This is a genomic window from Erythrobacter aureus, assembly GCF_003355455.1.
Taxonomy (GTDB): domain Bacteria; phylum Pseudomonadota; class Alphaproteobacteria; order Sphingomonadales; family Sphingomonadaceae; genus Qipengyuania; species Qipengyuania aurea.
In genome coordinates, this window is the sequence record NZ_CP031357.1 from 952,883 (window position 1) to 965,696 (window position 12,814).

General features: G+C 63.7%; 10 protein-coding genes and 1 riboswitch. Of the genes, 6 read left to right on the forward strand and 4 right to left on the reverse strand.

The window, feature by feature from the left end; all coding sequences use genetic code 11:
- Positions 1-3: 3 nt before the first annotated feature.
- From metH to gcvPB, 5 genes are all read left to right on the forward strand, one after another.
- Positions 4-2,628 carry a methionine synthase gene (gene metH, locus DVR09_RS04720; RefSeq protein ID WP_115415919.1) on the forward strand — a complete coding sequence of 875 codons (2,625 nt, stop codon included), beginning with the start codon at positions 4-6 and terminating at the stop codon, positions 2,626-2,628.
- 246 nt (positions 2,629-2,874) lie between these two features.
- Positions 2,875-2,971: riboswitch (glycine riboswitch) on the forward strand.
- A gap of 154 nt (positions 2,972-3,125) precedes the next feature.
- Complete coding sequence (gene gcvT / locus DVR09_RS04725; protein ID WP_115415920.1) at positions 3,126-4,301, forward strand: glycine cleavage system aminomethyltransferase GcvT; 1,176 nt, start codon at positions 3,126-3,128, stop codon at positions 4,299-4,301.
- A gap of 3 nt (positions 4,302-4,304) precedes the next feature.
- On the forward strand, positions 4,305-4,676 hold the full coding sequence (gene gcvH, locus DVR09_RS04730; RefSeq protein ID WP_115415921.1) for a glycine cleavage system protein GcvH: 372 nt from the start codon (positions 4,305-4,307) through the stop codon (positions 4,674-4,676).
- Positions 4,677-4,771: 95 nt separating this feature from the next.
- Positions 4,772-6,139 carry an aminomethyl-transferring glycine dehydrogenase subunit GcvPA gene (gene gcvPA, locus DVR09_RS04735; RefSeq protein ID WP_115415922.1) on the forward strand — a complete coding sequence of 456 codons (1,368 nt, stop codon included), beginning with the start codon at positions 4,772-4,774 and terminating at the stop codon, positions 6,137-6,139.
- Entirely contained in the window at positions 6,136-7,719 is a 1,584-nt protein-coding gene (gene gcvPB / locus DVR09_RS04740) for an aminomethyl-transferring glycine dehydrogenase subunit GcvPB (RefSeq protein ID WP_115415923.1), read from the forward strand. The genes gcvPA and gcvPB overlap by 4 nt, the downstream gene beginning before the upstream one ends.
- Before the next feature lie 96 nt (positions 7,720-7,815).
- On the opposite strand, the gene DVR09_RS04745 is transcribed toward gcvPB, so the two are convergent.
- Positions 7,816-9,084, reverse strand: coding sequence for a lipopolysaccharide biosynthesis protein (locus DVR09_RS04745; protein WP_115415924.1), 1,269 nt, complete (start codon positions 9,082-9,084; stop codon positions 7,816-7,818).
- Positions 9,085-9,100: 16 nt separating this feature from the next.
- On the reverse strand, positions 9,101-9,985 hold the full coding sequence (locus tag DVR09_RS04750) for an NTP transferase domain-containing protein (protein WP_234041559.1): 885 nt from the start codon (positions 9,983-9,985) through the stop codon (positions 9,101-9,103).
- Here DVR09_RS04750 and DVR09_RS04755 point away from each other — a divergent pair.
- Positions 9,975-10,697: an Nmad3 family putative nucleotide modification protein gene (locus DVR09_RS04755; RefSeq protein WP_115417786.1), complete on the forward strand. Its 723-nt coding sequence runs from the start codon at positions 9,975-9,977 to the stop codon at positions 10,695-10,697. The two genes, DVR09_RS04750 and DVR09_RS04755, sit on opposite strands and share 11 nt — an antisense overlap.
- Here DVR09_RS04755 and mmsB read toward each other — a convergent pair.
- Together mmsB and DVR09_RS04765 are read right to left on the reverse strand one after the other, a co-directional pair.
- Positions 10,684-11,550: a 3-hydroxyisobutyrate dehydrogenase gene (gene mmsB / locus DVR09_RS04760; protein WP_115415926.1), complete on the reverse strand. Its 867-nt coding sequence runs from the start codon at positions 11,548-11,550 to the stop codon at positions 10,684-10,686. The genes DVR09_RS04755 and mmsB overlap by 14 nt on opposite strands.
- A gap of 426 nt (positions 11,551-11,976) precedes the next feature.
- Positions 11,977-12,762 (reverse strand): enoyl-CoA hydratase-related protein, encoded by a 786-nt coding sequence (locus DVR09_RS04765; protein WP_115415927.1) that lies wholly within the window; start codon positions 12,760-12,762, stop codon positions 11,977-11,979.
- Positions 12,763-12,814 lie beyond the last annotated feature (52 nt).

The window sequence follows — 12,814 nt, forward strand, 5'->3', positions numbered from 1 at the left end:
ACCATGAACGATCTCTCCACTGCCCGTTTCGTCAATATCGGGGAACGCACCAATGTCACCGGCTCCGCCCGGTTCAAGAAGCTCATCATGGCGGACGATTACGAAACCGCCGTCGAAGTCGCGCGCGATCAGGTCGAAAACGGCGCGCAGATAATCGACGTCAATATGGACGAAGGCCTGCTCGACGCCGAAAAGGCGATGACGACCTTCCTCAAGCTGATCGCCGCCGAACCCGATATCGCGCGGGTTCCGGTGATGATCGACAGTTCCAAATGGGACGTGATCGAAGCCGGGCTGAAATGCGTGTCCGGCAAACCCATCGTCAATTCGATCAGCATGAAGGAAGGCGAAGAGGAATTCCTCGCCCATGCGCGGAAGTGCATGGATTTTGGCGCGGCGGCCGTGGTCATGGCTTTCGACGAGACGGGGCAGGCCGACACCAAGGCGCGCAAGGTGGAAATCTGCGCCCGCGCCTACGAGCTTCTGACAGGTATCGGCTTCCCGCCCGAAGACATCATCTTCGATCCCAATATCTTCGCCGTTGCAACGGGTATCGAAGAGCACGACCGCTACGGGCTCGACTTCATCGAGGCGGTGGCCGAGATCAAGGCGCGCTGCCCGCATGCCAAGACGTCGGGCGGCCTGTCCAACCTCTCCTTCAGCTTTCGCGGCAACGAGACGGTGCGCCGCGCGATGCATTCGGTGTTTCTCTATCACGCGATCCCCGCCGGGCTCGACATGGCCATCGTCAATGCGGGCCAGCTCGACGTTTACGACCAGATCGACCCGACCCTGCGCGAGGCGTGCGAGGATGTGATCCTGATGCGCCGCGCGGATGCGACCGAGCGGCTGATCGAGCTTGCCGAGAGCTACAAGGGCAAGAGCGCTGCGGACGAAAAGGCGGCCGAGGAGTGGCGCGGCTGGGACGTCAAGCGCCGCCTCGAACATGCGCTGGTAAAGGGTATCGATGCCCATGTCGTCGCCGATACGGAAGAGGCGCGCGAACTGGTTGCGGCATCGGGAGGGCGCCCGATCGAGGTCATAGAAGGCCCGCTGATGGACGGGATGAATGTGGTCGGCGACCTGTTCGGTTCGGGCAAGATGTTCCTGCCGCAGGTGGTGAAATCGGCCCGCGTCATGAAAAAGGCCGTGGCCCACCTCATCCCTTTCATCGAAGCCGAGAAGGAAGCTTCGGGCCTGGCCGATCAGTCCAAGGGCAAGATCGTCATGGCCACGGTCAAGGGCGACGTTCACGACATCGGGAAGAACATCGTCGGCGTGGTTTTGCAGTGCAACGGTTACGAGGTAATCGACCTCGGCGTGATGGCGCCCTGGCAGAACATCCTTGCCGCCGCGAACGAGAACGGGGCCGACATGATCGGGCTTTCCGGCCTCATCACGCCCTCGCTCGACGAGATGGTGACGGTCGCCGAAGAAATGCAGCGCGCCGAAATGACCATGCCTTTGCTGATCGGTGGGGCGACCACCAGCAAGGTCCACACAGCGCTACGCATCGAACCGGCTTACGACGGGCCGGTGATCCACGTGCTCGACGCGAGCCGAGCGGTAGGGGTTGCCAGTCGCCTCCTTTCCGACACGCAGCGCGACGAATTCGTCGAAACGACCGCAGCGGAGTACATGAAGGTGCGCGCCGCGCGCGAAGGCAAGGGGCAGAGCGTGCTCCTGAGCCTTGATGAAGCGCGGGCAAATTTCTTCGATGCCTATCTCAGCGACAAGGCTGCGCCCCCGCTCGAGCCCGGTGTCCATGCCTTCGATGACTGGGACCTCGCCGAGCTGCGCGACTATATCGACTGGACGCCGTTCTTCCGCGCATGGGAACTGCACGGCAATTATCCCGCGATCCTGACCGACGATGTCGTCGGCGAGACGGCGCGGCAATTGTTCGACGATGCCAACGCGATGCTCGACCGGATCGTCGCCGAGAAATGGCTGGTGGCCAAGGGTGTGGCAGGATTCTGGCCCTGCGCGCGCGACGGAGACGATGTGACCATTCACCGCGTCAATCGCGAAGAGCACGTCGTCCTCCCCTTCCTGCGTCAGCAGGTGAAGAAATCGCGCGACCGGGCGAATATGTGCCTGGCCGATTTCATCGATCCGGCGGGCGACTGGATCGGTGGTTTCGCGGTCGGCATCCACGGTCTCGAGCCATATTCGGCGCGGTTCAAGGACGACAAGGACGATTATTCGGACATCCTCCTGAAGGCGCTGGCCGATCGCTTCGCCGAAGCCTTCGCCGAGCGGCTGCACCAGCATGTCCGCACCGATCTGTGGGGCTATGCTCCGCAGGAACAGCTTACCAACGAGGCGCTGATCAAGGAGCAGTATCGCGGCATTCGCCCGGCGCCGGGCTATCCGGCCTGCCCCGATCACAGCCTCAAACCGATCCTGTTCGACCTGCTCGATGCCGAAGCGAACACCGGCATCAGGCTGACCGAAAATTTCGCCATGTATCCCACGGCGGCGGTCAGCGGGTTCTATTTCGGCCATCCCGAAGCGGAGTATTTCGGGGTGGCGCGGATCGGGCGCGACCAGTTGGAAGACTATGCGCGGCGACGCGGCGTGGACATGGCGACGGCGGAAAGATGGCTCAGGCCCAATCTCGATTGAGGAGCGACACCCTTCGAGCGTATCACGTCCGGGCCGAGGTGCGGCTTGCCCCGCGCCATCAGAGGGCGTTTTCCCGAGCGAACCGATGACGCCGTAGCCAGGGTTCGGCGAACCGAGACGGCAATGGTTCGTATGATCGGGCTGTCATTTGTCGGGGGCGAACCGGGTTCGACCTCAACTCGCGATTGACCGCGCGCGTACAATCGCGCAGGGCATACCGCGTCGGCTGTAGGAGCGATTCTGCGGCAGGCACGCACGGGAGAGATCGGGTGGCAGCGGCCATCCGGCGCCGAAGGAGCAACCGCCCCGGAAACTCTCAGGCTACACGGACCGTGCGGGCCATCGACACTCTGGAAAGCGCCCGGCGTTCACCGGGCCACCGAAGGGGTAAGCGTGCTCATCTGCGCGTCAGTCTCTCAGGTTTCCCGACAGAGGGGGCATGGGTTTTATGTGCGCGCACCGGCAAGGGGCGCACCCATGCTTGCGAGGGACGGGACTTGAGCGACGATACCGAAGACCAGATTGCCGAAATCGAAACGCTGCCGCTGGATGCCTGGCATCGCCGCAAGGGCGCGCGCATGGTGCCCTTCGCGGGTTATCACATGCCGATCCAGTTCGAAGGCATTGTGGCCGAACACAATTGGACCCGGCAGCAGGCGGGCCTGTTCGACGTCAGCCATATGGGTCAGTTGCTGGTCAGCGGGGAAAGGGCCGCCGAGGAGCTTGAAAAGCTGCTGCCCGGCGCGATCGCTTCGCTGAAGCCCGGCAAGGTGCGCTACTCTCTGCTGGTCGATCAAGATGGCGGCATCCTCGATGATCTGATGGTGACCAACGCCACACCCTGGATCGACGGCGACGAGGAGGAAGGCACCGAAGGGCATTGGGGCGAACCGGCCTATTACCTCGTGGTCAACGGCGCGACCAAATGGGACGATATCGCCCATTTGCGCGAACATCTCGATGACGATGTGACGCTCACCCACATGGACGACCATGCGCTAATCGCGTTGCAGGGGCCGAATGCGGCGACCGCGCTCAACCGGGTGATGCGCAATGTCATCGACGACATGGTCTTCATGGAAAGCGTGGTTCACGATTTCGGCGAATGGCCGCTGCGCATCACGCGTTCCGGTTATACTGGCGAGGACGGTTTCGAAATTTCGGTCCCCGCCGAATTCGCCGAAAGCCTTGCCGACCGTCTCTGCGCCGAAATCGAAGTGCGCCCGATCGGCCTGGGCGCGCGCGACAGCCTGCGTCTCGAAGCGGGCCTCCCGCTCTATGGCCATGACATCACCACCGAAACCGATCCTGTATCCGCCGATCTTGGCTTCGCGCTGACCAAGCGCCGCCGCGAGGAAGGCGGCTGGATGGGCCACGACAAGGTGATGCAGGTGTTCGAGAGCGGCCCGGCGCGGAAACGCGTCGGTCTCGCCATCGAAGGCCGTATGCCCGCGCGCGAAGGGGCCTCGATCTATTCCGGCGATACGCAGGTGGGCCGTGTCACCAGCGGCGGCTTCTCGCCCACGCTCGAGCGGCCCATCGCCATGGGCTATGTCGACACCCGGTTCGCCGAAGAGGGAACCGAACTCGAAGTCGAGGTTCGTAACAAGAGATTACCGACGAAGGTGGCCAAGCTTCCTTTCGTCCCCCACCGCTATCACAGAGGAAAGTGAGAGATGGCCCGATACTTCACCGACGAGCATGAGTGGATCGATGTCGAGGGCGACACGGCCACCGTTGGCATTACCGATTATGCGCAGGGACAGCTGGGCGATATCGTCTTCGTCGAACTGCCGGGTTCGGGCACCACGCTTAGCAAGGGTGGCGACGCGGCGGTTGTCGAAAGCGTCAAGGCGGCAAGCGACGTCTACGCCCCGATCGACGGCGAAGTGACGGAAGCCAACGAGGCGCTGGAAGACGATCCGGCATTGGTCAACACCGCGCCCGAAAGCGATGGCTGGTTTTTCCGCATGACCATTGGCGACAAGTCGCAGCTCGAAGGGCTGATGGACGAGGCCGCCTATAAAAGCTTCTGCGACGGGCTCTAACATTCGTCATCCCAGCGAAAGCTGGGATCGCTGTCCGCCTGGTCGGACTTCGCTGCACCAGATCCCAGCTTTCGCTGGGATGACGGGATTTTAAAATGCGCTACCTACCCCTGACCGATACCGACCGTTCGGATATGCTCGAGAAAGTCGGTGCGCCCGACATCGATGCGCTGTTTTCGGACGTGCCCGAGGAAGCGCGGCTTTCCGGCCCGATCGAGGGCCTGCCGATGCATGCCAGCGAAATGGCTGTCGAAAAGCACATGCGGCGGCTGTCGAAGAAAAACCTCGCGGCTTCCGATGCGGCGTTCTTCCTGGGGGCAGGGGCTTACAAGCATCACATCCCGGCCAGCGTCGATCACATCATCCAGCGCGGCGAGTTCCTGACCGCCTACACGCCCTACCAACCGGAAATCGCGCAGGGCACGCTGCAGATGCTGTTCGAGTTTCAGACGCAGGTGGCGCGGCTTTATGGCTGTGCGGTGGCCAATGCTTCGATGTATGACGGCTCGACCGCCTGCTGGGAAGCGGTGGCCATGGCCGGACGCGTGGCGCGCGGCAGGAAACGCAAAGTCGTGCTCTCCGGCGCGCTTCATCCGCACTATGCCGAAGTGGTGCGCACCATGGCCAAGTTCACCGAGGACGAGATCGCCGATGCCCCGCCGAGCCTGGCACCCGCGCCGGACGATGACGGGCTGATCGCCCGGATCGACGAGAACACGAGCTGCGTCGTGGTGCAGTATCCCGATATTCTTGGCCGCTTGCCGGACCTCGCGCGTATTGCCGAGGCCGCGCATGAAAAGGGCGCGCTGCTGATTGCGGTCAATACCGAACCCGTGGCGCTGGGCGCGATCAAGTCGCCGGGTGAACTCGGCGCGGATATCGTCGTCGGCGAAGGTCAGTCGATCGGCGTCGGCCTCCAGTTCGGCGGCCCCTATCTCGGCCTCTTCGCGGTGCGCGACCCAAAACACGTTCGCATGATGCCCGGACGGCTGTGCGGCGAGACGGTGGACGCGGAAGGCAAGCGCGGTTTCGTGCTCACGCTTTCAACCCGCGAGCAGCACATTCGCCGCGAGAAGGCGACCAGCAATATCTGCACCAATTCGGGCCTCTGCGCGCTCGCCTTCAGTGTTCACATGACGCTGCTCGGTGAAAAGGGCCTGCGCCAGATGGCAATGGAAAACCATCGTCTCGCCTGCCTTGCCGCCGACAGACTGGCCAGGGTGCCCGGCGTGACGTTGCTCAACGACAGCTTCTTCAACGAATTCACCATCAGGCTCGGCACGGATGCCCGCACGATCGTGCGCGCGCTGGCCGATAAGGGCGTGCTGGCGGGCGTCTCGCTCGGCCGGCTCTTCCCCGACAATCCCGAACTCGCGGACGGCCTGCTCGTCGCGGTGACCGAGACCACGAGCGAAGAGGATATCGAAACGCTCGCCTCCGCTCTCGAAGGAGAACTGGCATGAACGCGCCCAACGCCTCGGGCTGGAAGCCCGGCACCCCGGTCGAAGGGCACAATGCGATGAGCGGTCCGGACACCGCCACCGGCAACCGCGCGCTGATGCTGGAAGAGCCGCTGATCTTCGAGATCGGCCATGCCGAAACGACCGGGGTCGACTTCCCCACTCCCCTCCCCGGCGGGGAGGGGGCCAAGGCGCGCCTTGCGGGAATGGAGCGCACCGATCCGATCGGTCTTCCCGGGCTTTCCGAGCCGGAAACCATCCGTCATTACACGCGCCTCAGCCGCCAGAACTATGCCATCGACCTCGGCCTCTTCCCGCTGGGCTCGTGCACCATGAAGCACAATCCGCGCCTCAACGAGAAAGTCGCGCGCATGCCCGGCTTTGCCGATGTGCATCCCCTGCAGCCGGTCGATACCGTGCGCGGCGCACTGGAGGTGGTGAACGAGCTGGCCCACTGGCTGATCGATCTGACCGGCATGCACGGCGTTGCGATGAGCCCCAAGGCGGGCGCGCATGGCGAGCTGTGCGGCATTCTGTGCATTCGCGCAGCGCTCGAGGCACGCGGCGATGCGCGCGAGGTCATCCTCGTGCCCGAAAGCGCGCATGGCACCAATCCGGCCACCGCCGCCTTCGCGGGCTACAAGGTCGAGGACATCCCGGCGACGCCCGAAGGCCGGGTGGACCTTGAAGCGCTGAAAGCGCGGCTCGGCCCCGATGTCGCCGGGGTGATGATCACCAATCCCAACACTTGCGGCCTGTTCGAGCCTGACATGAAGGCGATCTCCGATGCGGTCCACGAAGCGGGTGGCTTCGTCTATTGCGACGGTGCGAACTTCAACGCCATCGTCGGCAAGGTGCGCCCGGGCGATCTCGGCGTCGATGCCATGCACATCAATCTGCACAAGACCTTCTCCACCCCGCATGGCGGTGGCGGCCCCGGCTCGGGTCCGGTGGTGCTGTCAGAAGCGCTTGCGCCCTATGGCCCGCTGCCATTCACGGCGCGTGACGGCGACGGCGTGGTTCATCTCGTCGAAGAAGAGAACGCGGCCGAGTTCGACCACACTAGGGCGTTCGGTCGCATGACCGCCTTTCACGGACAGATGGGCATGTTCACCCGCGCGCTGGCCTATATGCTCAGCCACGGCGCCGACGGGTTGAAACAGGTCGCCGAAGACGCGGTGCTCAATGCAAATTACGTGCTGCGCAGCCTTGAGGATGTGCTCGATGCGCCCTTTGGCCATAGCGGGCCGTGCATGCACGAGGCGCTGTTCAGCGACAAAGGCTTCGCCGAAGGCCTCTCCACACTCGATCTGGCGAAGGCGTTGATCGACGAGGGCTATCACCCGATGACCATGTATTTCCCGCTGGTGGTGCATGGCGCGATGCTGGTCGAGCCGACGGAGACCGAGAGCAAGGCGGCGCTCGACCAGTTTATCATGGCCCTGCGCAGCGTTGCCGAACGCGCCAAGTCGGGGGATGAAAGCCTCAAAACCGCGCCGCATTATGCGCCGCGCCGCCGCCTCGACGAAACCCAGGCAGCGAGAAAGCCGATCCTGGCCTGGAACGATCCCGACATGGTCTGACGCGAGGGGGCGCGGCTGGCGCCCCCTCTCTGCCGCGTTGGACCAGCAAGGCAGGATCGGTTTGTCCGATCGCTGCAACCCGTCCTCGGCCATCCCCTAGGCTTTCGGCGGGAGATCGGCCTTCGGTTTGACGGTGATGGTGATCTGCGAAAGCGAGATGATCGCCACCCAGAAGCCGATGACCGACAGGGCGGAGGAGCCGAGCACGGTGAAGGCCGCGCCTTTGGTTCCGTTCCAGCCCATGGCCACATCGAGCAGTGCCAGCCCGATGAGCGTGGGAATCGCACGGATGAAAAAGGCCGTCCCCGCGCGGCCCGCGCTGACCAGGAGCGATTCGAGGCTTGCCCCGACCAGCTCGATCGCCCCGGCAATGGCGAGGATTACCATCGTCCAGAACACGCGGAATTCCGGCCCGGCGATCAGGGCAAGGGCGGTTCGGCCGAAGAATAGGGTTACCAGAACCGCGAGCACCCCGGCAATCAATGCAATGTTCGCCATGCGGCGGGCCATCTCATGCGCTGTCTCTTGGGCGTGAACCAGCTCCGGGTAAATGGCCTTCGATACGGTTTGCGCCAGGCTGACGAGCGCCTGTCCCAACTGGCTGGCGACACGGAAGCCGCCCGCGGCCGTTTCGCCGCCTATGGCGCCGACCAGCAGGATCAGGACCTGCTTCGATCCGACATTGAGACTGCCCGACATATTCGTCGACCAGACAAACCGCCAGGCACCGGGATGCGCGCGCGGAATGCGGGTGAAGCTGATACGCGACAGGTCGATCTTTTCCTGTTTCGAAGCCGCGATCCACAGCGCCGTCGCCACCGCGATTTCCGCCGCCGCCCAGGCCAGAACGAAACCGGTGACCGTGGGCATGGCCACCGCCGCGATCCCGGCGCCTGCTGCGCGCACCATGGGCTGAACCGATTCCGCCGCCGTAGCCCTTGCATAGGCAAAGCGCAGGCGCAGCAGCCCGGTGGGCGTGGTTCGGATCGACAGAAGGGCGACCACGCAATAGCCGAATGCGACCGGAAGCAATTCCGCGGGCAGGGGCAGCCATAGAGGGGCGCTCCAGACCAGCGCAGCCGCCAGCACCAGGCCGATGGCAACCGACAGCATATCGAGCGCGATCGCGAAGCCAGTTGCATCGCCGGGGCCGTCTTCGCCGACGCCCCAGCGCACCACGAATTGCCAGGTCTGGAAATTGGCGAGCCCGGTCACCGTCTGGCCGAGCGCCAGAATGATCGCGAAATAGCCGAAATGGTCGAGGCCCAGCGTCCGCGTGGCCAAGGCGAGATAGACGATGCTCAGCACGGCATTGACGCCGCGCCCCGTCAGGAGCCAGCCGATATTGCGGATCAGACGGTGCATCGGTCCGCTGCGGGTATCAGGCAGTCGCCAGCCGCTTGACGAGCAGCTTTTCCGTCACGTCGAAAGTGCGTTCGTTATCGACATCGATCGCACAGTAACCGTGGCTCATCACCAGCGGCTTGAGCGTAAATCCGAACCGGCGCGATACTTGAGCGAACAGCTTTTCCTTCGTGCCCCAGCCGAGGAAGAAGCGGATCAGATTGACCACGCCGAAAGCCTTGGCGATGCGGCTGGGGAATTTCACGAACTGGCCGCCGCCCCGCATGATCTCGGCGGCGGAAAGCGCCTTGGCATTGCCGATCCAGTAGGCGTTGCAGTTCGAATACCCGCCATCGGAGAATTCATAGAACTTGGCCTGTCCCTGCGGATCGGCGGCGATCACGTCTTCCTTGCGCGCCAATGCGGCGGCCGCACCGGCGCCGCTGGCGATCGCCTTGTCGGCGAATTCGGTGAAATCCTCGGGCAGCCACAGGCAATTGTCGGCGGTGGTGATGAGGATCGGATAGCTTGCGCCCTCGGCTCCGGCGAAAACGCTGTCCACGAGGTTGAAGGCACCCGGCTTGAACACCACACGGCCTTCATCGACCAGCTTGGCGATCGAGGGAATCGCGGCGATCTCGTCAGGCTCGTGCGCGACCACGCGGATTTCGCCGATGCGCGGGCTGGCCGCGACGTTCATCACCACGCGCTCGATCATCGGCATGCCGCCGACCGGAACCACGCATTTCTGGGCCACGCCGGCACGCTCGGCAAGCGGATCGAGCACGCCCGAACGCTTTCCCGCCATGATGAGTGCGGTGACCTTGCCCTTGTTCTCGTCAGTCATGGCCGGGCAGATAGGCCCGAATGGCGCGGTTGTCACGGTCTGGCAGTTGCGGCACGAGACGCCGATGCGGATCATCTTTTCTCGCAAGGGCTTCGACAGCGCGGCGGGTGGCGGGCCTTCGCCGATCTTCGCTGGTCGTCCGGTGAGCCTGCCGATCCCGGCAGGGGCTGCATCGCGCACCACCTATGGCGATCTGGGACTGGGTGCATATGCCGCGGCGGCCAGCCGTGGGCGCCTGGGTGCGGAGGATTTGTGCCACCACGATCCGATGTTCCTTCCCGACGGCACCTGCCTGTTCGGCCAGTGCGGCGCGGCGCAGACGCATCTGGCCAATCAGGGCGTCGGGGTAGGCGATGTGTTCCTGTTCTTCGGCCTGTTCCGCGAGGAGGGCGGTGAGCCGCATCACCGCATATTCGGCTATCTCGAAGTGGAGGAGATTGCCGTGCTCGGCGACGGTGTGCCCGGCCATCTGGTCGAACGCGGCCATCCGCATGCCCTCGCGCTGCACGCCGCCAATGATGTCGTCTATGCCGGAGCCGGCGAGGAAGCGCGCCATGCCAGCGACGGCCTGCGGCTGACCGTGGCAGGCGGGCCGCCGTCGCTCTGGAACCGCCCAGCTTGGCTGAAACGGGGTGGGCTCAGCTATCACGACCGCGCCGACCGCTGGCTGCGCGGCGGGCGGTTGCAGAGCGTGGCGCGCGGGCAGGAATTCGTTGCCGATGTGGGGCGCCGCAAGGCCCCGCGCGAATGGCTCGCGCGGGTGCTGGCCGAAATCAGAGCGTCTTGATGATCGCCGAGAAATCGAGCCCGGCATTTTCCTCGGCAAACCGTTCGTAGAGCTCCTTGGCGTGGCGCCCGAGCGGGGTGGAGGCATCGGCGGTTTCCGCCGCTTCCATCGCCAGGCGCAAATCCTTGAGCATCAGCCCGGTGGCGAAGCCGCCCTGGTAACCCTTGTCCGCCGGGCTTTCGACGCCGATGCCGGGCATGGGCGTATAGGCATTCAAGGACCAGCAATAGCCCGAGGACTGGCTGGAGATTTCGTAGAATTTCTGCGGGTCGAGGCCGAGTTTCTCGGCCATCTTCATGGCCTCGGCAGTCCCGATCATGCTGATCGCGAGCAGCATGTTGTTGCAGATCTTGGCAGTCTGTCCCGCGCCCGCATCGCCGGCGTGAATCACCGCCTTGCCCATCGCTTTCAGCACATCTTCGGCGCGCTTGAACGCCTTCTCGGTGCCGCCGACCATAAAGGTCAGCGTGCCGCCATTCGCCGCTGCGATCCCGCCCGACACTGGAGCATCGACCATGTCGTATCCGGCGGCTTCGGCAGTCGCGATGACCTCTTTCGCGGTTGCCACGTCGATCGTCGAGCAATCGAGCAACACCGCGCCAGCGGGCGCCTTGCCGATGACGCTGGCTTCATAGACCGACTTCACGATCCCGCCATTGGGCAGCATGGTCACCACGCCGTCGACACCCTGTACGGCTTCGGACGCATCGGTGAAAGTCGCGCAGCCATTGGACTTGGCCGTGGCAAGCGCCTCTTCGGACAGGTCGAATGCGTTGACCGCGTGTCCCGCATTCACGAGGTTCGCGGCCATTCCGCCGCCCATATTGCCGAGGCCGATAAAGGCGATTTTCATTCTCTTTTCCTCTCGCAAACTGTTTATTCGCGCTGCTGTAGGTGACACAAGGTTACACCGGTGTCCGCCAAATCCAACAGCTCAAACCACTGAATCCAAATATCATTTCCTGTCCAGGGTGACAGATTGGGCCGATCTAGGCGCGGGGGCTGTTCCTCCCATGCGCCGCTTAACCCAAGTAGGGAAGGTGCACCGCGAAGCTAGCAGGGATGGCGCGCTGTAGGAAAGAACACATCCCGGAGCATCGCGATACCACCCATATTGCCGAGGCCGGTGAGGGCGGTTTTCATGGTCTGCATCCTCCCCCATCGGTCATTGCGAGCGGCGAAGCAGCGCGGCAATCCAGTCTCGCGCTTTCGGTAAAGGTCGGGAGCTGGATTGCTTCGTCGCTATGCGCCTCGCAATGACGAGGGGAATGGGGCGGGATTACCGCCCCTTCCACTTGCCCTCGCGCTTTTCGACGAATGCGGCCATGCCTTCGGCCTTGTCCTCGCTCGCGGCGAGGATCTGGAAGATGCGGCGTTCGACGATCAGACCCTGATCGAGGCTGGTTTCGAAAGCGGCATTGACCATTTCCTTGTTCGCGATCGCGGCCATGGGCGGCATTGCGGCGATTTGCGCGGCGCTCTTCATCGCTTCGTCGAGAAGCTGTTCATGCGGGACGACACGCGCGACCAGATTGCTGCGCTCGGCTTCCTCGGCATCCATCATGCGGCCCGTCAGGCACATTTCCATCGCCTTGGACTTGCCCACCGCCTTGGTCAGCCGCTGCGATCCACCCATTCCGGGGGCAACGCCCAGCTTGATTTCGGGCTGGCCGAATTTGGCGTTCTCGCTCGCAATGATGAAGTCGGCCATCATCGCCAGCTCGCAGCCGCCGCCAAGCGCGAAACCGTTGACCGCCGCGATCCACGGCTTGCGGGTCTTCTTGACGATTTCGCTGGTCCAGGGTGCGAAGAAATCGTCGAGATAGAAGTCGGCCGCTGCCTTCTCGCTCATCTCCTTGATGTCGGCGCCGGCGGCAAAGGCCTTGTCGCCCGATCCGGTCAGGACCGCGCATAGCTGGCTGCCATCCGCCTGATAGGCGGCGAAGGCGTGGATCAGTTCGTCGAGCACCGTGCTGTTGAGCGCATTCAGCGCCTTGGGACGATTGAGGGTAATCAGCGTAACCGCGTCACGCTGTTCGACGGTGATGGTTTCGTAGTCGGCCATTCGGCTTTCTCCAATTCGTCACCCTGAACTCGTTTCAGGGTCCATGTTGCTG

Excerpts from the sequence above, each read along its gene's own strand:
- metH (WP_115415919.1), top strand. The coding sequence starts at position 4 with ATGAACGATCTCTCCACTGCCCGTTTCGTCAATATCGGGGAACGCACC.
- gcvH (WP_115415921.1), top strand. The coding sequence starts at position 4,305 with ATGGCCCGATACTTCACCGACGAGCATGAGTGGATCGATGTCGAGGGC.
- gcvPA (WP_115415922.1), top strand. The coding sequence starts at position 4,772 with ATGCGCTACCTACCCCTGACCGATACCGACCGTTCGGATATGCTCGAG.
- gcvPB (WP_115415923.1), top strand. The coding sequence starts at position 6,136 with ATGAACGCGCCCAACGCCTCGGGCTGGAAGCCCGGCACCCCGGTCGAA.
- DVR09_RS04745 (WP_115415924.1), bottom strand. The coding sequence starts at position 9,084 with ATGCACCGTCTGATCCGCAATATCGGCTGGCTCCTGACGGGGCGCGGC.
- DVR09_RS04755 (WP_115417786.1), top strand. The coding sequence starts at position 9,975 with ATGCGGATCATCTTTTCTCGCAAGGGCTTCGACAGCGCGGCGGGTGGC.
- DVR09_RS04750 (WP_234041559.1), bottom strand. The coding sequence starts at position 9,985 with ATGATCCGCATCGGCGTCTCGTGCCGCAACTGCCAGACCGTGACAACC.
- mmsB (WP_115415926.1), bottom strand. The coding sequence starts at position 11,550 with ATGAAAATCGCCTTTATCGGCCTCGGCAATATGGGCGGCGGAATGGCC.
- DVR09_RS04765 (WP_115415927.1), bottom strand. The coding sequence starts at position 12,762 with ATGGCCGACTACGAAACCATCACCGTCGAACAGCGTGACGCGGTTACG.